The 22,832-nt window shown below is 59.9% G+C and carries 21 protein-coding genes; 9 read left to right on the top strand and 12 right to left on the bottom strand.

Annotated features, from left to right (window positions below):
* Positions 1–37 precede the first annotated feature (37 nt).
* A complete protein-coding gene (locus V3W40_RS08260; protein WP_027606213.1) occupies positions 38–1,516 on the top strand; it encodes a DASS family sodium-coupled anion symporter in 1,479 nt (492 codons plus the stop codon).
* Positions 1,517–1,737: 221 nt separating this feature from the next.
* On the opposite strand, the gene V3W40_RS08255 is transcribed toward V3W40_RS08260, so the two are convergent.
* Genes V3W40_RS08255 through V3W40_RS08245 form a run of 3 tightly spaced genes read right to left on the bottom strand, consistent with a single transcriptional unit; the run spans position 1,738 to position 4,401 of the window.
* Positions 1,738–2,550: an oxidoreductase gene (locus V3W40_RS08255; protein WP_330214820.1), complete on the bottom strand. Its 813-nt coding sequence runs from the start codon at positions 2,548–2,550 to the stop codon at positions 1,738–1,740.
* Between the two features lie 34 nt (positions 2,551–2,584).
* Positions 2,585–3,583 carry an NADP-dependent oxidoreductase gene (locus V3W40_RS08250; protein WP_330214819.1) on the bottom strand — a complete coding sequence of 333 codons (999 nt, stop codon included), beginning with the start codon at positions 3,581–3,583 and terminating at the stop codon, positions 2,585–2,587.
* 29 nt (positions 3,584–3,612) lie between these two features.
* On the bottom strand, positions 3,613–4,401 hold the full coding sequence (locus V3W40_RS08245; RefSeq protein ID WP_065926998.1) for an SDR family NAD(P)-dependent oxidoreductase: 789 nt from the start codon (positions 4,399–4,401) through the stop codon (positions 3,613–3,615).
* A 177-nt stretch (positions 4,402–4,578) separates the two neighbouring features.
* Here V3W40_RS08245 and V3W40_RS08240 point away from each other — a divergent pair, with 177 nt between their 5' ends.
* The 3 genes from V3W40_RS08240 (at position 4,579) to V3W40_RS08230 (ending at position 8,068) form a co-directional block, all read left to right on the top strand.
* Complete coding sequence (locus tag V3W40_RS08240; RefSeq protein ID WP_330214818.1) at positions 4,579–5,166, top strand: TetR/AcrR family transcriptional regulator; 588 nt, start codon at positions 4,579–4,581, stop codon at positions 5,164–5,166.
* Positions 5,167–5,282: 116 nt separating this feature from the next.
* Positions 5,283–6,926, top strand: coding sequence for an MFS transporter (locus V3W40_RS08235; protein WP_330214817.1), 1,644 nt, complete (start codon positions 5,283–5,285; stop codon positions 6,924–6,926).
* On the top strand, positions 6,923–8,068 hold the full coding sequence (locus tag V3W40_RS08230) for an HlyD family secretion protein (protein WP_065948404.1): 1,146 nt from the start codon (positions 6,923–6,925) through the stop codon (positions 8,066–8,068). The genes V3W40_RS08235 and V3W40_RS08230 overlap by 4 nt, the downstream gene beginning before the upstream one ends.
* A gap of 111 nt (positions 8,069–8,179) precedes the next feature.
* Here V3W40_RS08230 and V3W40_RS08220 read toward each other — a convergent pair whose 3' ends face one another.
* The 9 genes from V3W40_RS08220 to copC form a co-directional block, all read right to left on the bottom strand.
* Positions 8,180–9,037 carry an aldose 1-epimerase gene (locus V3W40_RS08220; protein WP_330214816.1) on the bottom strand — a complete coding sequence of 286 codons (858 nt, stop codon included), beginning with the start codon at positions 9,035–9,037 and terminating at the stop codon, positions 8,180–8,182.
* Entirely contained in the window at positions 9,037–10,317 is a 1,281-nt protein-coding gene (locus tag V3W40_RS08215; protein ID WP_092490249.1) for a TRAP transporter large permease, read from the bottom strand. The genes V3W40_RS08220 and V3W40_RS08215 overlap by 1 nt, the downstream gene beginning before the upstream one ends.
* A 1-nt stretch (position 10,318) precedes the next feature.
* Positions 10,319–10,846 carry a TRAP transporter small permease gene (locus V3W40_RS08210; RefSeq protein WP_141606770.1) on the bottom strand — a complete coding sequence of 176 codons (528 nt, stop codon included), beginning with the start codon at positions 10,844–10,846 and terminating at the stop codon, positions 10,319–10,321.
* Between the two features lie 66 nt (positions 10,847–10,912).
* Complete coding sequence (locus V3W40_RS08205) at positions 10,913–11,875, bottom strand: TRAP transporter substrate-binding protein (protein WP_053138521.1); 963 nt, start codon at positions 11,873–11,875, stop codon at positions 10,913–10,915.
* Positions 11,876–11,926: 51 nt separating this feature from the next.
* A complete protein-coding gene (locus V3W40_RS08200) occupies positions 11,927–12,802 on the bottom strand; it encodes an SMP-30/gluconolactonase/LRE family protein (RefSeq protein WP_330214815.1) in 876 nt (291 codons plus the stop codon).
* A gap of 30 nt (positions 12,803–12,832) precedes the next feature.
* Positions 12,833–13,651: an NAD-dependent epimerase/dehydratase family protein gene (locus V3W40_RS08195; RefSeq protein ID WP_092490251.1), complete on the bottom strand. Its 819-nt coding sequence runs from the start codon at positions 13,649–13,651 to the stop codon at positions 12,833–12,835.
* Between the two features lie 256 nt (positions 13,652–13,907).
* Positions 13,908–15,158: an OprD family porin gene (locus V3W40_RS08190; RefSeq protein WP_330214814.1), complete on the bottom strand. Its 1,251-nt coding sequence runs from the start codon at positions 15,156–15,158 to the stop codon at positions 13,908–13,910.
* A gap of 191 nt (positions 15,159–15,349) precedes the next feature.
* A complete protein-coding gene (copD, locus tag V3W40_RS08185; protein ID WP_330214813.1) occupies positions 15,350–16,207 on the bottom strand; it encodes a copper homeostasis membrane protein CopD in 858 nt (285 codons plus the stop codon).
* 3 nt (positions 16,208–16,210) lie between these two features.
* Positions 16,211–16,576, bottom strand: coding sequence for a copper homeostasis periplasmic binding protein CopC (copC, locus tag V3W40_RS08180; RefSeq protein ID WP_065927010.1), 366 nt, complete (start codon positions 16,574–16,576; stop codon positions 16,211–16,213).
* Positions 16,577–16,836: 260 nt separating this feature from the next.
* On the opposite strand from copC, the gene V3W40_RS08175 reads away from it, so the two are divergent.
* The 5 genes from V3W40_RS08175 (at position 16,837) to V3W40_RS08155 (ending at position 22,699) form a co-directional block, all read left to right on the top strand.
* The gene (locus V3W40_RS08175; RefSeq protein WP_330214812.1) at positions 16,837–17,982 is read left to right on the top strand and encodes a tyrosine-type recombinase/integrase; all 1,146 of its coding nucleotides are present in this window, start codon (positions 16,837–16,839) and stop codon (positions 17,980–17,982) included.
* Complete coding sequence (locus V3W40_RS08170; protein WP_330214811.1) at positions 17,982–19,655, top strand: hypothetical protein; 1,674 nt, start codon at positions 17,982–17,984, stop codon at positions 19,653–19,655. The genes V3W40_RS08175 and V3W40_RS08170 overlap by 1 nt, the downstream gene beginning before the upstream one ends.
* Positions 19,648–21,528, top strand: a complete 1,881-nt coding sequence (locus V3W40_RS08165) for an integrase (protein WP_330214810.1) — start codon at positions 19,648–19,650, stop codon at positions 21,526–21,528. The genes V3W40_RS08170 and V3W40_RS08165 overlap by 8 nt, the downstream gene beginning before the upstream one ends.
* Complete coding sequence (locus V3W40_RS08160) at positions 21,525–21,953, top strand: TetR family transcriptional regulator (protein ID WP_330214809.1); 429 nt, start codon at positions 21,525–21,527, stop codon at positions 21,951–21,953. The genes V3W40_RS08165 and V3W40_RS08160 overlap by 4 nt, the downstream gene beginning before the upstream one ends.
* A 125-nt stretch (positions 21,954–22,078) precedes the next feature.
* Complete coding sequence (locus tag V3W40_RS08155) at positions 22,079–22,699, top strand: TetR/AcrR family transcriptional regulator (RefSeq protein ID WP_027606227.1); 621 nt, start codon at positions 22,079–22,081, stop codon at positions 22,697–22,699.
* Positions 22,700–22,832 lie beyond the last annotated feature (133 nt).

Genomic DNA, 22,832 nt, shown 5'->3' with positions numbered 1-22,832 from the left:
TGCTGCCTCCCTGATTCAGAGCCCGACGGAGCCCGCCATGAACGCCCCCGCAACAACCGCAGCCTCTTTCAAGTTGCCCCTGGGCCTGGTGATCGGCGTACTGGTGATGGTCGGCGTGCTGCTGTTGCCGCTGCCCGCCGACCTGCCGGTGGCCGGGCAGCGCATGCTGGCGATCCTCGCGTTTGCGGTGGTGGTGTGGATCACCGAGGCGGTGTCCTATGAAGCCAGCGCGATCATGATCACCTCGCTCATGGCGTTTTTGCTCGGCACCGCGCCGTCGCTGCAAGACCCCACGCACCTGATCGGCTCCAGCCCGGCCATCAGCATGGCGCTTACCGGCTTTTCCAACCCGGCACTGGCCCTGGTGGCGGGCGCGTTGTTCATTGCGGCGGCCATGACCCACACCGGCCTGGACCGGCGCATCGCCCTGGTGACCCTGACCCGCGTCGGCACCAGCACGCGGGGCATTCTGCTCGGGGCGATTGCGGTGACGATCCTGCTCAGCCTCGTGGTGCCCAGCGCCACGGCGCGCAGCGCCTGTGTGGTGCCGATCATGATGGGCGTGGTCGCCGCGTTCGGCGTGGACAAGCGCTCCAACATCGCCGCCGGCCTGATGATCGTGGTGGCCCAGGGCACCAGCATCTGGAACGTCGGCATCCAGACCGCCGCCGCGCAAAACCTGCTGACCGTGGGCTTTATGGACAAGATGCTCGGCCAGCGCGTGTCGTGGATCGACTGGCTGATCGCCGGCGCGCCGTGGGCGGTGATCATGTCGGCGGTGTTGCTGTTCCTGGTGATCAAGCTGCTGCCGCCGGAAACCGACAGCATCCCCGGTGGCAAGGAGGCCGTGGCCCAGTCCCTGGTGGACATCGGCCCGATGACCGGCCCGCAGAAACGCTTGCTGACGGTGTCGGTGCTGCTGCTGTTGGCGTGGGCCACGGAAGGGCGCCTGCACCCGTTCGACACCACCTCGACCACCTACGCCGGGCTGGTGTTCCTGCTGCTGCCGGGCATCGGGGTGATGACCTGGAAAGATGTGCAATCGCGCATTCCGTGGGGTACGGTGATCGTGTTTGGGGTGGGCATCAGCCTCGGTACCGCATTGCTGACCACCCAGGCCGGGCAATGGCTGGGGTCTCAGGTGGTGGCGCACACCGGCCTGGATCAGGTCGGGCCGTTGGGGGTGTTTGCGATCCTGGGGGCGTTTCTGATTGTGATCCACCTGGGCTTTGCCAGCGCCACGGCGCTGACCTCGGCGTTGTTGCCGATATTGATTGCGGTGCTGCAGACCTTGCCGGGGGAGTTCAACCGCTTGGGCATGACCATGCTGTTGGGGTTTGTGATGAGCTACGGGTTTATCCTGCCGATCAATGCGCCGCAGAACATGGTGTGCCTGGGGACCGGGACGTTTACGGCGCGGCAGTTTGCCAAGGTGGGGATTTTGGTGACGTTGATCGGGTATGGGTTGATGTTGGTGTTTGCGGCGACTTACTGGAGCTGGCTCGGTTGGATCTGATGTGAAATGCGTTTCTGGATGCCCATGAGATCCACTGTGGCAGGCCGCTGATGTGGTGAGCGGGCTTGTCCCGCGCTGGGCTGCGCAGCAGCCCCAAAACCAGCCACTGCGCAATATCGGGTACACCGCATTCATCCTTCATTGGGGGCGCTTCGCACCCCAACGCGGGCGGTGCGACGATTCGACAAGCCCGCTCGCCACAAGTCTGCACATCTTGTGATTCAAACCGGCAGGCGAAATTGCTTACGCAAGGCCTTGTCGAAGAACCCAGCAGGGGCGAAGCGGCGCAGCAGGCTGATTTGTCGTGCGGCCTTGCCGGCCGTGTAGCGAGGCTGAGGGTGGATGTCGGTCGCGGCGTTGACCACGACTGCCGCGACGACGTCTGGCCGGTCGGCTTTCGGCATCACCTCGGCCAGCAGTGCCTTGAACCCGGCTCGGGGCTGATCGTAGGTCTTCAGCGGCGAGTCTGGCTCAATACCGTTTTGATCGAAGACGGTACGCACGAATGCGGGCTCGATGACCGAGACGCGAATATTGAAGGCACGCACCTCGTGGTCAAGGGATTCGGAATAGCCTTCCAGCGCATGCTTGACCGCCGAATAATGAGCGGAGTAGGGCGCGGGGACTACCCCTAGAATCGATCCGATATTGATGATGCGCCCCTGGCCACGCTCTCGCATTGCCGGGAGTACCGCATTGGTCATGCGGATGACGCCGAACAGATTGACGTCGAACAGTGCCTGTACCTGTGGGAGCGAGAATTCTTCAGCGCCGCCCAGCAGGCCGATGCCGGCATTATTGACCAGCAGATCGATCCGCCCGGTCTGTGCGAGCACGGTGGAGACGAGCGCACTGACAGAGGCGTCGTCTGTCACGTCGCAGGTGAGCATGGACACCGGCGTTGAGCTGGCCCCCGCCTTCCGACTTGTGCCAAATACCCTATACCCTGCACGTACCAGTGCTTCAGCAGTCGCTTGACCAATACCGGACGACGCACCGGTGACTATCGCGGTTCTTTCGGAAGGTGTTTTCATTTGATGCTCCGCCGGTTGTTGAGTGTGTGCTGGGTCATATGATCTTGATGACCACCTTCCCCTTGGCTCTGCCCCGTTCGACGTAGCTCAATGCCTCAGCCGTTGCCTCGAAAGGGACGGTTCGGTCGATCACTGGTGTGATAGCGCCGGACTCGACGAGCGCGGTGATTTTCTGCAATTGCGCACCGCTCGCGCGCATGAACACGAACCCGTAGTCGACGCCCTGCCTGCGGGCTTTTCTGCGTATGCCGCTGCTTAACAGGCGCATGATCCAACCGAGTCCCCAGGACAACTTTTGCTCGCGTGCGAACTCGGCGGTTGGTGGCCCAGAGATGGAGATGAGCTGCCCACCCGCCTTGAGAATGCGCAGGGATTTTTCCAGTTCGGCGGGGCCGAGGCTGTTCAAGACGACGTCGTAGTCACGCAAGACGTTTTCGAAGTTTTGCTGCGTGTAATCGATGACGACGTCTGCTCCCAACGCCTTGACCCAATCCACGTTGGGGGTGCTGGTCGTGGTGGCAACGAAAGCCCCCAGATGTTTTGCAAGCTGGATGGCAATGCTGCCGACACCACCGGAGCCCGCCTGGATAAAGACTTTTTGTCCCTTCTTCAAGCGGGCTGTTTCAACCAGCACCTGCCAGGCGGTCAGTGCAACCAGGGGCAGGGCGGCGGCTTGTTCCATGCTGGTGTTTTTGGGTTTCAGTGCGAGGGCACTTTCCTCAATCGCGATCAGCTCGGCAAAGCCACCGATGCGCGCGTCGGGCGGGCGTGCGTAGACCTCGTCACCGGGCTTGAAGGTGCGCACGCCTGACCCTACGCGAACGACGACGCCGGCCAGGTCGTTGCCCATGATCAGCGGGAATGTGTACGGCAGGATCAGTTTGAATTCACCCTTGCTGATCTTCGAATCCAGCTGGTTGACGCTGCTGGCATGTACCTTGACCAGTACGTCGTGGATGCCCGGTTCCGGGTCCGGTACCTCGGCAAGGCGTCCTTGATGCTTGCCGTAACGGTCGATCAGGAAGGCTTTCATCGTTCAGTTCCCATGGCTATACGTGACAATCACGCCTTGGCTTGATAGCGCTCGGCGACGACCGATTGGCGAATCTCTGACAGCAAACCCTGGCGGGCGGCTTGCAGGGCATCCCAGCGGGCGGCGTCTTGCAATGGCGGAATGGTCACCGGCTCGCGACGATCAAAACCGACCAGCGCAGCATCGACCAACTCGTCCACGCTCATGATTTCGCTCAGGGTATTGATGTCGATGCCCGCGCGATCCCAGATTTCCGTGCGAGTGGCGGCTGGAAGAACGGCTTGCACGTAGACGCCCTTGGGCGAGAGTTCGAGGCTCAGCCCCTGGGATAGAAACAGCACGAACGCCTTGGTTGCGCCGTAGACGCTCATGCCGAATTCCGGTGCCAGCCCCACCACCGAGCCAATGTTGATAATCGCGCCGTTACCGGCGTGTACCAGGCGTGGAGCGATGGCGCTGGCGAGTCGCACCAGGGCGGTGGTGTTGAGCGCGACCAGGTTGGTAACGCTGTCGATGGATTGCTCGATGAAGCTGCCGGAGAGGGCGGCGCCCGCATTGTTCACCAGGATGCCGATACTGGCGTCGTCACGCAGGCGTGCTTCGACGCGGGCCAGGTCACCGGTTTGAGTCAGGTCGGCCTGGATCACGTCAATGGACACCGCGTGTTTCTCACGCAGCTGCGAGGCCAGTGCGTCCAGCCGGCCTTTATCGCGGGCTACCAGCACGAGATTGTGCCCACGTTGGGCAAAACGCTCGGCGTAGGTCGCGCCAATGCCTGTTGAGGCGCCGGTAATCAGTACGGTTTCTGGGGTGCTCATAAGTAGATGCTCTTGATTGTTCAGGATGATCAGAGACGGCGATCCGCGCCGTACAGCCGCAGAGACATGCGCTGGTGGTTTTATGATGTCGATCACAATCAAAACTGTCAACAGTTTTGATTGTGATCGACATCAGAGTATAGTCAGGCCATTGTTCAGGAGTCCCAGGGGCGCGAAATGAAGATCACCAAGACACAATCACTCGCCAACCGAGCTCATATTGTGGAGACGGCGTCAGAGCTGTTTCGTGAGCGTGGCTATGACGGTGTGGGTGTGGCAGAACTCATGGCTACTGCGGGTTTTACCCAGGGAGGCTTCTACAAACACTTCGGCTCCAAGGCCGACTTGATGGCCGAAGCAGCGGAAAATAGCCTGGCAAAGTCCCTGTCGAATAGCTCCGATCTGGACATTCCGGGCTTTGTGAACCTGTACGTGTCCAGGGATCACAGAGACGGCAGGGGAGAGGGGTGCACCATGGCAGCCCTGTGTGGTGACGCGGCCCGTCAGTCAGATGATCTGAAGGCAACCTTTGCCAGTGGCGTTGAAAACACGCTTGCAGCACTCGAGGACAAGTACACGGCGGGTGTGGATGTGCCCAGGCAAGAGGCACGCGCGAAAATGATCGACCTGCTGGCCCATGCAATCGGTGCGGTCATGCTGTCGCGGGCGTGTCCGGATGACTCGGCCCTGGCGGATGAAATATTGGAAACGTGCCGCGCTGAGATAATGGCATCCCTGCCATCGAGTAAAGAAAGCAGCGCATGAGTGGCAAGATGGGCGCTGACCGACGCGCCCAAGATGGCAAGATGAACCCCGCTCAGGTTTACTACTCTGAGTAGTGGTTTTACCGACGTCACCCGTCGGCTCATCTAGGTCATCGAATGGACAAATACACCCCCCGCCCTTGGGAACCCCACGAGCGCCCGAGCCTGCCGGGCTCGCCGTCGACGCCGCTGCATCCGACGCACAAGCGCTGGCTGTTTGCGATGGTCGGCGTGCTGGTGGCAATCACCGGTGGCCTTGGCAACGCGCTGGTGATCGCCAACCTGCAATACCTGCAAGGCGCCCTCGGTGCGACCACCGCGGAAATGGCCTGGCTGCCCGCCGCCTATGTGATGACCAACGTATGCATGAACCTGCTGCTGGTGAAGTTCCGCCAGCAATTCGGCCTGCGCGCGTTTACCGAGGTGTTCCTGGTGCTGTATGCGCTGGTGACCTTCGGCCACTTGTTCGTCAACGACCTCAACTCGGCCATCGCGGTGCGGGCGGCCCATGGCATGGTGGGTGCGGCGCTGAGTTCGTTGGGCTTGTACTACATGATCCAGGCGTTCCCGGCCAAGTGGCGGTTGAAATCCCTGGTGCTGGGGCTGGGCACGGCGCAGTTGGCGTTGCCCCTGGCGCGGCTGTTCTCCGAGGACTTGTTGCAGATCGCCGAATGGCGCGGGCTTTACCTGTTCGAACTGGGCCTGGCACTGATCTGCCTGGGTTGTGTATTCCTGCTTAAACTGCCCCCCGGCGACCGCTTCAAGACCTTTGAAAAACTCGACTTCGTCACCTTCGCCATTCTCGCCAGCGGTGTCGCGCTGCTGTGTGCGGTGCTGTCCCTGGGGCGTATCGACTGGTGGCTGGAAGCGCCGTGGATCGGCGTGGCCTCGGCCTGTTCCCTGGTGCTGATCATGGCCGGCCTGGCCATCGAGCATAACCGCGCCAACCCGCTGCTGATGACGCGCTGGCTGGGCAGCGGCACGATGATCCGCCTGGCGTTGGCGGTGATCCTGATTCGCATGGTGCTGTCGGAGCAGTCCACTGGTGCGGTGGGGTTCATGCAGATGCTGAACATGAGCTACCAGCAGATGCATACGCTGTACGTGGTGATGCTGGCCGGCGCGATCAGCGGGCTGGTGGTCAGTGCGCTGACGATCAACCCGGCGCACCTGCTGATGCCGCTGGTCATCTCCCTGGCGCTGATGGCCACCGGCTCGGTGATGGACAGTTTCTCCAGCAACCTCACGCGCCCGCAGAACCTGTATATCAGCCAGTTCCTGCTAGGCTTCGGTGGCACCTTCTTTCTGGGGCCGACCATGGTGCTGGGGACCAAAAACGTGCTGACCAACCCGCGTAACCTGGTGAGCTTTTCGGTGATGTTCGGGATTTGCCAGAACCTCGGCGGCCTGATCGGCGCGGCTTTGCTCGGGACCTTCCAGATCGTGCGCGAGAAGTATCATTCCAGCATGATCGTCGAGCACCTGACGCTGCTCGACCCGCGTGTGGCCGCGCGGGTGCAGGGCGGCGGCTCGGCCTATGGCGGTATCGTCGCCGACCCGGAACTGCGGAACCTCATGGGCATCCGCAGCCTGGCCACGGCGGCGACCCGCGAGGCCAATGTCATGGCCTACAACGATGTGTTCATGCTGATCGCGATTGTCGCGATCCTGACCATGATCTGGATCTTTATCCGCAGTCTGTGGCTGATGAGTACCACCAAGGCAGCCACTCCCGTTCAACCCAGCGGCGCTACTTCATGACCGAACCCACCACCACGACCACCAACGCCATCGCCGCCACCCCGGAAGGCACCACGCCGCCCGGCGCCACGGTTACCGAGCCGCGCTCATTGCGCGTGCGCATCTTCTCGTCCCTGGGCTTTGCCGCGATTGCCATCGTCGGCGTGCTGATCGTGCTGTATGCCTGGCAATTGCCGCCGTTCAGCAGCGCGGTGGAAACCACCGAGAACGCTCTGGTGCGCGGCCAGGTGACCATTATCGGCCCGCAGCTCAGCGGCTATGTGTTCGAGGTGCCGGTGCAGGACTTCCAGTACGTCAAGGCCGGCGACCTGCTGGTGCGCCTGGATGACCGTATCTACAAGCAGCGCCTCGACCAGGCCCTGGCGCAACTGGCGGTGCAGAAGGCCGCGCTGGCCAATGTGGTGCAGCAACGCAACAGTGCCGAAGCCACCATCAAGCTGCGCCAGGCCGCACTGGTGGACAGCCAGGCCCAGGCGCGCAAAAGCACCGCCGACCTGCGCCGCAACGAAGAGCTGATCAGCGACGGTTCGGTGTCCCGGCGCGAGCTGGACGTGACCCGCGCCGCCAATGCCCAGACCATCGCCGCCGTGGCCCAGGCCCAGGCCAGCCTGGAAATCGCGCGGCAGGATTTGCAGACGGTGATCGTCAATCGCGGCTCCCTGGAAGCGGCGGTGGCCAGTGCAGAGGCGGCGGTGGAGCTGGCGCGGATCGACCTGTCCAACACCCGCATTACGGCGCCCCGTGACGGGCAGTTGGGGCAGATTGGCGTGCGCCTGGGGGCCTACGTCAACTCCGGCGCGCAGTTGATGGCGCTGGTGCCGAAGCAGCTGTGGGTGATCGCCAACATGAAGGAAACCCAGATGGACAATGTGCAGGTCGGCCAGCCGGTGACTTTCACCGTGGATGCGCTCAACCACCGCAGGTTTCACGGCACGGTGCAGCATATCTCCCCAGCCACGGGCTCGGAGTTCAGCCTGTTGCAGGCGGACAACGCGACGGGCAACTTTGTGAAGATTGCCCAACGCGTGCCGGTCAGGATTACGGTGGACCCGGATCAGGCTGAGAGCGAACGGTTGCGGCCGGGGTTGTCGGTTGTCGTGAGTATCGACACGGCTGGGCGGCTGAAAAACTCTCCACCTTGAGCATGACGCTGATCCCTGTAGGAGCGAGCTTGCTCGCGAAGATCGTCAACGATAACGCGGGGCGCCTGATGCCCCGCGTTGCCCTGAGGTTTTTCGCGAGCAAGCTCGCTCCTACAGGGGGGTGTATTTCAGGTTGAAATTGAGTTGGACCGACTGATTGTGTTCCAGCAGTTTCAGGCCCGGCCGTCCCGCCAGGTGATGAGCATTCACCGGATGGCTCACCGGCTCGATGCAAAAGAACCCCAGCCCCGGCGGGCAGTACAGCAGGAAGTAATCGGCCCCGCTGGCCTGGCATTCCAGCGCATAGCCCAGGTCCTGCTGTTCGATCCGGCAATAGCCATCCCATTGGCAGAAACCATTGTCCACCAGGCCTTCGGGCAGGGGCTTCAATGCCTGGAAGTCCCACTCGCCCGGCACCGGCGCCAACCCCGTCGGCAGCTTGGACGCGTCACTCATCCACACCTGTGCGGCCCTGGCCTGCAACCGGGTACCCGGCCGGCGCGGAAAGTACGGATGCAAGCCCAGGCCGTGCCACGCCGCTGTTTCGGCCAGATGGGTCACCCGCAGTTCAATACTTAACGCTCCGTCACTCAGGCGAATCCGCTGCTCGGCGCGATAGGCAAACGGCGTCTCGCACAGTGCCTCCAGCACCACTTCATCCGCCGACTGGCTGACCACCTGCCACGCCTGTTGCCAGGCCGAGCCATGGATCGGCAGCGGATCGGTGAGGCTGTTGGGCGTGAGCGCGAGCCAACCGTCGGGGTTGTCGAAACCGCCGTGGGCAATGCGGTTGGACCAGGGCACCAATGGATAGCACCCCAGCTTGCCCGGCAAACCGGTATGGATCGCCTGCTCATCGTTATGGCGCAGCAACGGCTGGCCGGTGGCGCGCACGGTCCAGTTGACGAGGCTGCCGCCCACGGCCGGATTCACGGTGAGGTGGGTCAGGTTATCTTCGAGTTCAATCATCACAGCACCACGCTCGGCAGCCACAACGACAGCGCCGGAATGTACGTCACCGCCATCAGCACCAGGAACAGCACGCCATAAAACGGCAGCAGCGCCTTCACGGTCTTCTCGATACTCACCTTGCCCACCGCCGCGCCCACGAACAGCACCGCGCCCACCGGCGGGGTGATCAGGCCAATGCCGAGGTTGACCAGCATGATCATGCCGAAGTGCACCGGGTCGACGCCGATACCGAGGATCACCGGCAGCAGGATCGGCGTGAGGATCAGGATCAGCGGTGCCATGTCCATCACCGTGCCGAGCAACAGCAGCATGGCGTTGATGCACATCAGGATCACGTAGCGGTTGTCCGACAGGGTCAGGAACAGCGTGGTGATCTTCGCCGGGATCTGCATCAGGGTCATGATGTAGCCGAAGCTGGCCGCGAAGGCGATCAGGATCATTACGATGGAAATGGTGCGCACCGTGCGGTGCATCAGCTTGGGCAGCTCGCTCCATTTGTAGTCGCGGTAGATGAACATGGTCACGAAGAACGCCCACAGCACGGCAATCGCGGCGGACTCGGTGGCGGTGAAAATGCCCGAAAGAATGCCGCCGAGGATGATCACCATGGCCATCAGGCCCCACAGCGCGTCGGCGCAGATTTTCAGGGCCTGTTTCAAGGGGATGACTTCGCCCTTGGGGTAGTTGCGTTTTTTCGCGAAGATCAGGCACAGCACCATCAGGCACGCGCTCATCAGCAAGCCGGGCACCACGCCGGCCATGAACAGCGAGGCGATGGACACCGTGCCGCCCGCCGCCAGGGAGTAGAGCACCGAGTTATGGCTGGGCGGGGTCAGCAGCGCCTGCACCGAACCGCTGACGGTGACGGCGGTGGCAAATTCCCGTGGGTAGCCACGGCGCTCCATTTCCGGGATCAGCACCGAGCCGACCGAGGCGGTGTCGGCCACCGACGAGCCGGAGATGGCGCCAAAGAACGTCGAGGCCATGATGTTCACCAGCGACAGGCCACCGCGCACAAACCCCACCAGCACCCCGGCAAATGCCACCAAGCGCCGCGACATGCCGCCCTCGGCCATGATCGCCCCCGCCAGCACGAAGAACGGAATCGCCATCAGCGAAAACTTGTTCACCCCGCCTGCCACCTGAATCATCAAGGCCTGGAACGGGATGTCGATCCACCATGCGCCAATCAGTGCCGACAGCCCCAGGGCGTAGGCCACCGGCATGCCGATCAGGATCAAGGCGATAAAGCTGCCCAGCAGAATCAATGCGTCCATATCAGGCAGCCCCTTCGCTTTCTTCCACCAGGTCGAAGCGCACCACGCGCCGGTTGCTCTGGTCACCGAGCAGGAGTTTTTCCAGCACGAAGATCAGGGTCAGCAGCCCGCCAATCGGGATCGGCATATAGGTGATGCCCACGCGCAGGGTCGGGATGGCGCTCATGAACTGGTTCCAGGTGGACAGGCACAGCTTGGTGCCCCAGATCGCCATGAACAGGCAGATGGTGCCCATCAGCAGTTGCGACAGGATGCCGACGATGCGGCGCTGGGCGGGCGGCAGGCGGTCCGTGACCATGGCCACCGACATATGCGCGCCGGCGCGGTAGCTGGCGGCGGCACCGATAAAGGTAAACACCAGCATCAGCAGGATGGCGGTGGGCTCCGGCCAGCTGGAGCCGGTGCCGAGGACGTAGCGGGCGAAGATGCCCCAGGGAATGATCAGCGCGACGCCGAGAACCGAAAGGCCGGCGACCCAGATGCAGGTCATGTAGATGCGGTCGTTGATGCGCAGCAGTAGATTCTTCATGGCGTTCACCGTAACCGGGCGCGTCGGTGCAGACCGCGCCGGGCCTTGTGCGAGAGGCAGGGGAGGTTATTGAACGGCGTCGATGCGCGCGATGATGTCGGCGTAAGGCGCGCCGTACTTGGCGCGAACCGCTGCGGTGGCGTCATAGAAGGGCTTTTTGTCGACGGTGATGAACTCGACACCGGCCTTTTTGAGTTTTTCCTCACTGCTGGCGGACTTGGCATCCCACAGCGCGCGCTCATCGGCCTGAGCGGCCTTGGCGGCGTTTTTGACCATGACCTGTTGCGCCGGGGTGAGCTTGTTCCAGGTGATTTTCGACATCACGATGGGCTCAGGCAGGATCAGGTGCTCGGTGAGGGTGTAGTACTTGGCGTTCTGGAAGTGGTTGTGTTCCAGCAGGGTCGGCGGGTTGTTCTCCGCGCCGTCGATCACCCCCGTCTGCAGGGCGCTGAAGATCTCGCCGGTGTCCATGGCAATCCCGTTGGCGCCCATCGCGTTGAAGGCGTCGATGAACAGCGGGTTGCCTTGCACGCGGATCTTCATGCCCTTGAGGTCTTCGATCTTGCGCACCGGCTTCTTGGTGTAGAGGTTGCGTGTGCCGCCGTCCATCCAGGCCAGGGCCACCAGGCCGAACTCGGAGTCGGTGATCTTGGCGAGGATTTCATCGCCGATCTCGCCATCGATGACCTTGCGCATATGCGCCTGGTCGCGGAACACGAACGGCAGGTTGAACACGTTCACGTCCGGCACCACCGGCCCGACGATGCCGAGGCTGACGCGGGTCATCTGCACGGCGCCGACCTGGGCCTGTTCGACCACTTCCTTCTCGGAGCCCAGCACGCCGCCGGGGAAGTACTTGAAGGTCAGTTCGCCGTTGCTTTCCTTGGTCAGGGCCTTGCCCATGTTTTCTTCGGCGACGACGGTGGGGTAGCCGGCGGGGTGGATGTCGGCGAATTTGATTTCCAGCGCGTGGGCGGCGCTGCTGAGGGTAAAGACTGCGGCGGCGAGCAAGGTGCGTTTGAAGTCCATGGAAGGTCACTCCTGTGTTGTTATTGTTGTATTCAAGGCACAGCGATGCAGCTAGAGGGTGAACGTCGGTTCAGGCAGTCCTTGGACGCCGGGGTTGAGGGCGAACACGCCGCCGGACACTGACTGTTCACTCTGGTCGTCACGGATCGAGGTGACGAACAGAGTGTCCAGGCGGCTGCCGCCGAAGGCGCACATGGTGGGTTTTTTCACCGGTACGGTGAGGGAGCGGTCCAGGCGCCCGTCGGGGGTAAAACGGTGGATCAGGCCGGCGTCGTTGGCGCAGATCCAGTAGCAGCCATCGGCGTCCACGGCGGCGCCGTCGGGGCGGCCGAGGAAGTTGTGCATGTCGACGAACACGCGACGGTTGGACGGCGTGCCGGTGTCGATGTCGTAGTCGAAGGCCCAGATCTGCTGGACCAGCGGGTGCGAATCCGAGGCATACATCGTGCGGCCATCGGGGCTGAAGGCCAGGCCGTTGAGGGTGATAAAACCGTCCAGCTGGGCGTGGGGGGCTGAACCCGATGCATAGCGATAGAGGATACCTTCGGCCGCATTCGCGCCCATGTTCAGCACCATGCTGCCGGCCCAGAAACGGCCCTGGCGGTCGCAACGGCCGTCGTTCAGGCGCATGTCCGGGCGTGGATGCTCGACACTGGCCAACGGCGCGGTATCGAGGCTGCCGTCGTTGTGGGGCGTGAGTTGGTAGAAACCGGTTTCCATCCCGGCGACCCAGTTGCCCGCCGTGGTGCGGGCAATGCAGGCAAGCATCTGCGGGGCTTTCCAGGCGGCAACGTGGCCGCTGGCGGCGCTCCATTTTTGCAGGCCGCCGTTGGGGATATCCACCCAGTACAGGGCGTTTTCCTCGGGCACCCACACCGGGCATTCGCCCACGGCATTGCGGGCGTCGACAATCAATTCAGCAATCATGGCCACTCATTCCCTTGGGTTGGTGTGAACTCAGTCACCGAACGGCCCGGCGGCGCAGAACGCCCCACCCTGATAGACCTTGGCCGGGTCATCGGCGGCCACCGGTGGCTGGGTTTCGACCTGGGCGCGGAAGACTTCGGAACTGTCTTTCGGGGCGTAGCCCAGGTGCGCGGCGTAGCGGTTGTCCCACCAGGTGTCGAGGTTATCCGACATGCCGTAGACCACGGTGTGGCCGACGTTCGGCGTATACAGCGCGCGTTCGAGCAGTTGGGTCAGGTCGTCGAAGCTCAGCCAGGTGTGCATCATCCGGCGGTTCTGCGGTTCGGGAAACGAGGAGCCAATACGGATGCTCACGGTCTCGATGCCGTAGCGGTCGAAGTAGAAACTCGCCATGTCTTCGCCGTAGGACTTGGACAGGCCGTAGTAACTGTCGGGACGGCGTGGGGAGTGGGCGTCGATGGTTTCGGTCTGCTTGTAAAAGCCGATCACATGGTTGGAACTGGCGAAGATCACACGTTTTACCCCATGGCGGCGTGCGGCTTCGTAGATATGGAAGGTACCGCTGATATTGGCGCCGAGGATTTCTTCAAACGGACGCTCCACCGATACACCGCCGAAATGCAGGATGGCGTCGACGCCTTCCACCAGGTGGTGCACCGCTTGTTTGTCGGCGAGGTCGCAGGCCTGGACTTCTTCCGAGGCATCCACCGGCGGGGCCATGCTGGCGATGTCCGACAGGCGCAGCACCTGGGTGTAGGGACGCAGGCGTTCGCGCAGGACTTTGCCGAGGCCGCCGGCGGCACCGGTGAGCAGCAGGCGGTTGAAGGGAGTGGGGGTGGTCGTGGTCATGGGGATTCCAAATTTTTGTTGTAGGTTGTCGTATGACTATGCCGAAGTATTGTTAGGGATCCCCCAGGTTGTCAACGCGCCATTGATCGAATTAGTCCGCACGTAGATACCGTCTTATCCAAATCCGCGCAAAACCGTAGCAGCTGCCGAGCGCAAGCGAGGCTGCGTCGGGCGCGCTGCCGATTCAAGCTCGAGTCGCGGCCGACGCAGCCTCGCCGGGGCTCGACAGCTGCTACGCTAGGGCGGCCGGCGTGAGTTAAAGCAAGGAGATCGGGTAGCTGATAAAGATCCGGTTTTCGTCGAACTCGTTGTTGCTGAAATCTCGACGCATGGTCGAGTTGCGCCACTTAACGTTGAGGTTCTTCAACGCACCGCTCTGCACGGTGTAGGCCAGCTCCGATTCGCGCCCCCATTCCTTGCCATCGGTGATCGCCCCGGTGTGTACGTTACTGCCGCTGATATAGCGGTTCATCAGGGTCAGCCCCGGCACGCCGAGTACCACGAAGTTGAAGTCATGCCGCACCTGCCAGGATTTTTCCTTGGCGTTGTCGTAGCTGGCGTTGTAGCTGTCGTTGGCCAGGGTGCCACCGCTGGTGCCGTTGACGCGCATCCACACGCTGTCGCCGGTGAGTTTTTGCAGGCCCACATAGAAGGTGTTGCCGCCGTATTTGGCCGAGAGCAGGGCGAACGTGGTTTTGTTGTCGAGGTCGCCGGCCAGGGCGCTGCCGTCTTCCTTGCCGTTGAAGAAACCGAGGTTGGCCCCCAAGGTCCAGTCGCCCACGGGCTGGCTGTGGGTCAGGTTGAAGTACTGCTGCTGGTAGATATCGGCCAGCTCGGCGTACCACACGCCGACCTGGGTGCGCTTGTCGTTGAAGGTGTATTCGCCGCCGCCGAAGTTGAAGCGATCGGAGGTGAACGCGGCTTTGCCGTTCATGAACATGTCTTCCATGCTCGCGTCGTTGCGCGGGCTGTTGCCGTGAAACTGGCCGCCGTAGAGGGTCAGGCCGGCGATTTCGCTGGACGTCACCTGGCCGCCGCGAAAGGTCTGGGGCAGCGAGCGGCCATCGTCGGAGCGCAGGATCGGCAGCACCGGCATCCATTCGCCGACCTTCAATTCGGTCTTCGACAGTCTGGTTTTCAGCGCCACGCCCAGGCGCCCGAAGTTGTCGGCGGGGCGGCCGTCGTCGTGGATCGGCAACAGTTGGGTACCGCCGGTGCCTTTGCCGCCATCGAGCTTCTGGGAATACAGCCCCAGCACATCAATGCCGAACCCCACGGTGCCCTGGGTGAAGCCGGACTTGGCGTCGAGAATAAAACTCTGCGTCCACTCTTCGGCCTTGCCCTGGGGGTTGCTCGGGTTGGTGAAGTTGCGGTTGAAGTAGGCGTTGCGCAGGTTGAGCGTGGCCTTGGCATCATCGACGAAACCGTCGGCATGGGCGAGGAGGGGCAGGGTAAACAGGCCGATAACACTGAGACGCGCGGACGAATTGCGGGCGAATGGACTCACAGTGACGCTCCCTTTCATTTGTTGTTTTTATTATTTGTTATACGTCGTCGTACAACATTGGAGCGGATATTTGCGGGGTTTTCAGGGTGTGTCAAGCAGAAGTTATACGATGACTAGGTGTGGGTTGATCCAGAGCGTACAGGGTCAATGTGGGAGGGGCGGTGCGACGATTCGACTTGCCCCTTCCACATTCAGCCCGCCAGGACCATCGGCGGCAAAGTGCCAAGGAGTGAAACGGCCGCGACTGCACAAACACCGAGCAGCCATTCCAGCATCACGCTGGCCTTCAAGCTGCCCAACCGCTGTTCGCCGCTATCAAGGCGCAACCGGTTCAACAATGCCAGCGCCAGCATGGCCAGCACCAGCATCACCTTGATCAGCAGAATCAGGGCAAAACCACTGAACAACGGCGTGGGCCACAGCTGTCCGGTGAGTACGCGCACATTGATCAGGCCGGTCACCAGCAAGCCGGTGACCAGGCCATAACCCACGCCGCTGAAACGACGCAGGACAGGCGCCAGCTCAACACGGTGTGACTGCCTGAGGATCAATACCAGCAGCAATAACCCACCCAGCCATGCGCCGACGCATATCAGGTGCATCACCTGGTTGAGGATCAACAACTGCCCGCTCAGCCCGTCGAGCATGGCGCCATGGCCGACCGGGGCGAGAGTCATCAGCAACAGTGTGAGCAATGGCAGGCGCGGGGCTTTCCACGGGGTCATCAGGGCGATGACCAGCAAGCCATTGACGATCAGGTGCCAGGTCCACACCTGGCCAAAAAAGGTCTTGCCCAGCACCAACTGCACGGTCGACAGTTCCAGCGCCGCCGGCCATGAACCGGCCATGCTGGCGGTAATCAACAGTAACCAGATCACCCCCGACGCGAGGGCCGTCCATGCCAGCCCATGGGTGATGCGCAACAATTGCCGGTCCAGCACCGGCTGCGGTTCAGCGCCGAGGAGCCAGGGCCTGAATACACGGGCCCCGAACATCAACAGCACGACGATGAAATGCACGAACCGGCACAGCACCAGCAGCGTTGCCATGGGTTATTGGCCGACCTTGAAGCTGTACTCACCGTTGCTCTTGTGGGTGTCGACCGACACCGCATTCCACACCACCTTGTAGGTGCCCGCCGCAAGTGGGGCGGCCGGTGTCACCACCAGGGTTTTCTTGTCGGCGTCCGGGGTTTCCAGGCCTTTGATGGCGATTTCGGTGCCGTCCTTGCTCAGGGACACCTTGGTGAAGGTGGCTTCGACGCCTTCGCTGAAGGTCAGGCGCAGGTCTTTGGGCGCGGTGACGCTGCTGTCTGCCGCAGGCGTGGAGCTTTTGAGATGAGCATGGGCAAATGCTGCGGAGGCACCCAGCAGGGAGGCGAGCAGGGCGACAGTGGTCAGGGTTTTCTTGATCAACATTGTGCAATACCCATCAATGGTTAGGAGCGGGCAGTGTACGAAGTTTCGACTGCGCCTGTCGCCCCGATCTAGAGCGGTGGTAGTCTTTGGGGCATGTCTTTGTCAGGGAGCCCTTATGATCTGGAGCGTTGCTGTAGTTATCTCTATATGGTATCAAAATCATAGGACCATCTGACCGGGAGTGGAGGGCTGCAGCAGAAGCCTGAATCTAGCCCATGCAGGCAGAGGCACATAGTGATTGGTCGATGATTGGGTGATAGATGGAGCTTTTGTGGGGCACGAGGGATTTCGTGATCGCTGGACAGCCTTATGAAGGGTTTCCCATTCTGCTGTGGGACTCGATGGCGACCTGTAGCCAGGCCAATCAGTTCTTCCGCTACTATCTCCTTCGCGGGGACATCGGTTCCAAGGAATCCTGGCCTAGTACTGGACGGGCGATATATGACTTTTTCAGTTTTATGCAAGCCCATGATCTTGACTGGCGGGACGTAGATCGCGGTGAGGCCAAGAGCCTAGTAGCTGCCTATCGAGACTACTGCTTGGTGACATGTGGGCTGGCACGAAACACTACTCGGCAGCGACTGACGTACATCTGCAAGTTCTACGAGTTCGCCCGGGACAAAGGCTGGGTAAAACGTCTCCCCTTCGCTCATGAAGAGCGCACCGTAAAGCGTGAAACAAGCTTCCTTGAACATATCGACGCCAGTGAAGGGAAAACCCTGGTGAACGATGTGATGCCGCGCCGTCACAAACCTCTACCCAAGTTCCTGAGCATCGCCCAGGTCAAGTCGCTCCTTGCAGTAGCGGAGAACCCACATCATAGAATGATGATTCAACTGGCGCTGCGCACAGGCCTACGTCGTAACGAACTTGCTACTTTCCCAGTGGCATATGTTTTCGACCCGGACAAGGCTGGTCGAACCGAACGCAACATTCGCATTCGACTTGATCCTTTTGACGGCACTGGTATGGATACAAAGGGTTGCAAGGAACGAGAAATATTGATCAGTCGCAAGTTCATGTCCGAACTTTACCGCTACGTGGCAAAGTATCGTGGCGAACGGGCATCCCTTGGAAAGAACCAAAATGCAATGCTCCTCAACCATCTCGGAGATATTTATGGCAACGCCGGCAAGAGTCTAAATCGGATCATTGGCGATATCGGAAAGCGAGCTGGAGTTGAGGTCCACACGCACATGTTACGCCACACCTATGCAACCCACACTTTGGCCAACCTTCAGCGCCACCGCGAGAACGGGCTTGATCCTCTGGTGTTCCTTCAACGGCAACTAGGCCACAGTTCGATTCAGACCACCATGGTGTACCTGCACCTAATCAATGAGTTAGCTGATGAGGCCGTGCTGGCATATGACGACGAATTGAATGAGATGGCAGGATTTGCCTGATGGGGAAGCGCAAGGTTTTTACCAAGACTGATCTCAGCGTCCCGCAAATCGAGCACAGCCTGGATACGATAGGCAACGTGGTCATCTTGCCTGAGGCGATTCCTCCGAAGAACACTATGGTTACTTTCGGCCACAACTCAACCAATACTAGGGGCTTCGATTTCGCAAGATGGTATGGTGTGGAAGTTGATGCCATTACTTACGCGTGTCAGCGTCAAATTGAGCGCTTCCTAGTGGGGCAAGACAGCACCGCATCCATAACTACCGTCGTTTCCTACTGTAATAGTGGGCTATGCCGGTTTCTCGACTATTGCGTACTCCAAGCGATGGCTTTTGAGCGTACTTTGACTCTGAATGATGTGAACCGAATGCTGATTGACGGCTATCTCGGCCACCTATTTGGACAGGGTACAGCGACCACAAACCAAAAAAGCTGCTACGCCAAAACCAAGTCGGTACTTCTTGCCCTTGCGCAGCGTGGACTATTCCCTTTAGTCACATCTGGCGATGAAGCTACCTTCCCACGTAATCCATTCCCAAATAGTAATCGCAAAAGTAAGGGTGAGACGGCGCTCTCGAAGCGCGAGCGGCAGGGGGTTGCGGCGGCATTGCGACAGGCCATCAAGCCGCTTTGGAACGATGACACCATTATCACCGGGGACCTTTTGGTCTTTGCTCTACTGGTCATAGCGCTACATACCGGCCGCAATACCACCCCATTGTTAGAAATGGGCCGCAATTGCCTGCGTCCACATCCCAAGGACGACACCGTTTTCCTGGTGCTGTGGAAGAGGCGTGGCTACAACTTCAGCAAAGTAGCACTGCGGGCCGAATCGAAAGGCGACCGCGTGCTGGAAGCAATGCCCGCCGTCAGAATCAACGTGGAGCGTTTAATCCGCCGAGTGATGGCATTGACTGAACCCTTAGATTTAGAGGCTCCGGGCAGCTTCAAAGGACGTGTGTGGCTCTATCGCAACCCGTCCAATAACAAAGTCGTGACGCTGCAAGAAAATACGCTGAATAGGGGAATAGGCCGTCTCGTAGTCGATCATGGCTTGAAGGATAGTGATGGGAAACCACTGCGCATCAATATTTCCCGTCTGCGTAAAACCTTTGCAAACCGCATCTTTGAGTTGACGGACGGCGATCTTGCGATCACCGCCTCTGCTCTTGGCAACACCCCAAGGGTAGCCGACCAGAACTATTTAGCACCCTCCGAGAGTGCCCGTCGGAATTGGCAGTTCATGGGAGAGATACTGGTGGAGGAGTTGCTCGCTGCGACCATCGGTGCAACATATAAAGAAAACCCCCTAGGTCGGTGTGCCGATCCGGTAAATGGCCAGTTCGCCCCGAAGCGTGAGGGCGCGACGTGCATGAACTTTATGAACTGTCTGCGCTGCAAGCATTACGTAGTGACCGCAGAAGACTTATACAAACTGTTCAGCTTCTACTTTCGCGTTCTGGCTGAGCGCTCCCGTATGGACAAACGGCGCTGGGCACGGGAGTACGCACACATCCCTCGTCTGATCGATCATTACATCATAGCCGAAGGACTGCGCCGTGGCACTTTCAAGGCTGCAGCCGTGGACGACGCTCGTGAGCACGCCCGCACCCAACCCCACCCTTTCTGGTCAGTTGATCTCATCGACAGCCTTGAGGCCTTTTATGAATGACAGCACCTCGCTAGCACTGCCTTGGGCGTTAGTTACCGCTCAGCCTGGAGATGTGCGCGGACTCCCTGAATCCGAGCGCGACCGACTGATCATTACTGCGACCCAGATAGAGGGACGCTGGGTCATCCTAAGTCGCTACGGTGACGATATCTGGCATATCGAGGGTTTTCCTAGCAACACTCCAGCGCACAGAAGACAGCTGAATTTTAGCAGCCTGCCTCAGGCATTCCGCGTGGTTATGAAGGCTATGGTTTATCGCTACATCAGACGAGGTCGTCGTGATGCAGTTCGGCCAAAGGGCTCCACGATTCGTGATTTTTTTAGTACTGCAAGGTTGTTCTTGCGGCACTTAGAGGCTCTCAAGATCGAGCGCTTGAGCGCGATAACACCGATGATTGCTGAGACCTATGTGACCGCCTGCAAGGCTCAAAGAGTCGCCGGATCTAGCAAGCCTCTGTCGGTCGATACGCTGCGTAGGCACTACATGACGGTAGAAGCGATCCATGAGCTAAGCCATTACACCGACGACGAGATTCTGCGGCATCCGTGGCCTGACACCTCTGCAAAGTCAATGGCGGGAGGTCTCGGTATGGTCAAAGCGGGTAAAACGCCGCTAATCCCTGATGCGGTGTTCTGCACGCTATTCGAACAAGCTCATCAGCAAGTTGAGCGCGGTAAGCATTTACTTGACCTGCGTGATGATTTGCATGCTATGGAGGCCGCATCTAAGTGTCGAACTTCAGCAGGTATAAATTATGCTAAAAATCGCCACCTGAATGCTAGTGGATGGGAAGCTGGTTTGAGTGCATTCTCACAGTCGCTATTGACTCTACGCACCGCCTGCTATGTCGTGCTAGCGAGCACTTCTGGCTGTCGTAATCATGAGCTGGCTAATTTGCAGTCGAGCGCTCACCACCGCACCGAGGACGATCAGGGCACCATATACCACTGGATGCGTTCTCGATCTGAAAAAACCGATGCTGGTGTCCATGACTGGATGATCCCCGAAGCCGCAGTGCGTGCCTTGCGCGTCATGGAGCGTTGGTCTGCGCCTTATCAAGCGATGATCGTGGACGAAATCAACCAGCGACGTCGCATCAATCCGCACGATCCGCAAATCGTAGAAGCATACAAGCACCGCCATTCACTCTTTCTAGGTGTGTATTCTCAAGGGAACAACCGAGTGCGCACACTTACCAATTCCAGCTGGGATGGCAAACTCAAATCCTTCGCCAAGGATTGCGGATTAAATTGGAGTCTCGCAAGCCACCAATTCCGGCGCAAGTTCGCGAATTACGCCGCGCATAGCCGCTTTGGCGACCTGCGCTACCTAAAGGAGCATTACGCGCACTGGTCTCTGGACATGACCCTAGGTTACGCCATGGACGATGGCTGGGGACGCCATCTGGATCTTGAAATGTACGTCGATATGCAAGATGAGTTGGAAGATATCAAACTCGGCGTTGTAGGCAATTGGATGAGCGATGAGTCTTTGGGAGGAGGCTACGGACAAGCCATCCAGGTGTGGCGTCGGGAGCCGCAGAACCTCCTGATCTTCAAAGATCACGCTTCAATGCTGAAATCCATAGCTGAAAGTACTGCTATCCGCAGCAACGGCCATGCCTGGTGTACGGCAGACGACGACGGCTGCATCGGCAATACCCTCGAACGAACCCGCTGCAGTGGTTGCGACCACTCGGTAATCGGACGCCCCCATGCGCCTATCTATCAGCGACTCTATGATGATCTGAAAGGGTTGCTGAACTGCGGGGATATCGGTGAGGGGGGCCGCCAACGCGTTGAGCGCGACATGAGTCGTTGCCGAGACGTGCTGTTACAGCTGGGTATACCGCTAGAGGCCTTGATCGCATGAACAGCAATGAAAAAGCGGCTAACTACAAGCCTGCAAAGGATCGAGTAAAGGATCTCAAGCTGGCCATCTACCGTCTCCAAAAGGGGCTAGCTCATACCAAAGAAACCAAGGTGACCATCGCCGCTGTTGCCCGCGAGGCCGGCGTTTCCACAGCGCTGATCCACAATCACTATCCGGCAATCGCTGAGGCCATACGGGAGATCCAGGGACGATCTAGCCGTGCCATACGAGATGTAAAACATCAAGACCTAATAGCCGAGCGCCGAAAGTCTGCTGGTTACCGTCAAGAGATAGAGGCACTTCGGGCAAAGCTCGCGAGCATCGCATCCATCAATGAGGTGTTGCTGGACGAGAACCAGACACTCAGGGATAAGCTGAAGGAACGAAAAGTGGTTCAGATGCCTTTGTCTCACTCGCGCAGATAAGTCCCGCATCAGATGGCGATCTGACGCGCGTCTGTACACAAAAATCTATAAAACAGTTAATAAAGGTAACTTATTGATTTTTAGAGTGTAAAGCTCTTTTAACAGTTAAAAAGGCTCCGGAACTTATGGGCAATCACAAGAGCGGAATTCGCCGGGTCAACGTCGAGAAAATCCTGCTGGCGGCGGAGAAAATCTTCGCCGAAAAGGGCTACGGCAGCACTGCCATGGCCGATATCGCCGAAGAAGTACAACTGCCGCGCTCCAACCTGCATTACTACTTCACCACCAAGAGCGAGCTGTACAGCGCGGTGCTGTTCGACCTGCTGGAAGTGTGGAAGCAGGACGCCCTCAGCTTCGAAACCTTCGATGACCCCCGGGTGGTGCTAAGCAGCTATATCCGCGCCAAGATGCAGCGCTCGCGCACGCGGCCCTATGGCTCCAAGGTCTGGGCCAACGAGATCATCCACGGCGCGCCGACACTCGGTGAGGCCCTGGATGAAAGCCTGTACGACTGGGCCAAGATGAAGGAAGCGAAAATTCGCCAGTGGGTGGAAGACAAACGCATCCTGCCGGTGGAGCCGTCGAGCCTGCTGTACATGATCTGGGCGTCGACCCAGCACTATGCCGACTTTGATCACCAGGTGAAGATTTTGAATGATCACCAGCCGTTGTCGGATATGCAGTTCGAGAAGGCGATCCAGACGGTGACCAGTGTGATTTTGCGCGGGATTGGGTTGGAGCCTTGAGTGTTGTGGTGGGGCTGAGGGCCTCATCGGGGCATAGGTATCTACACAACTCTTAAAGGCTGACACATAACTCTGTGGTGAGCGGGCTTGTCGAATCGTCGCACCGCCCGCGCTGGGCTGCGCAGCAGCCCCA

The organism is Pseudomonas sp. AM8, assembly GCF_036346475.1.
GTDB lineage: Bacteria > Pseudomonadota > Gammaproteobacteria > Pseudomonadales > Pseudomonadaceae > Aquipseudomonas > Aquipseudomonas marginalis.
The sequence above is the reverse complement of the archived record's forward strand: the minus strand, read 5'-3'. Positions and strand labels throughout refer to the sequence as shown.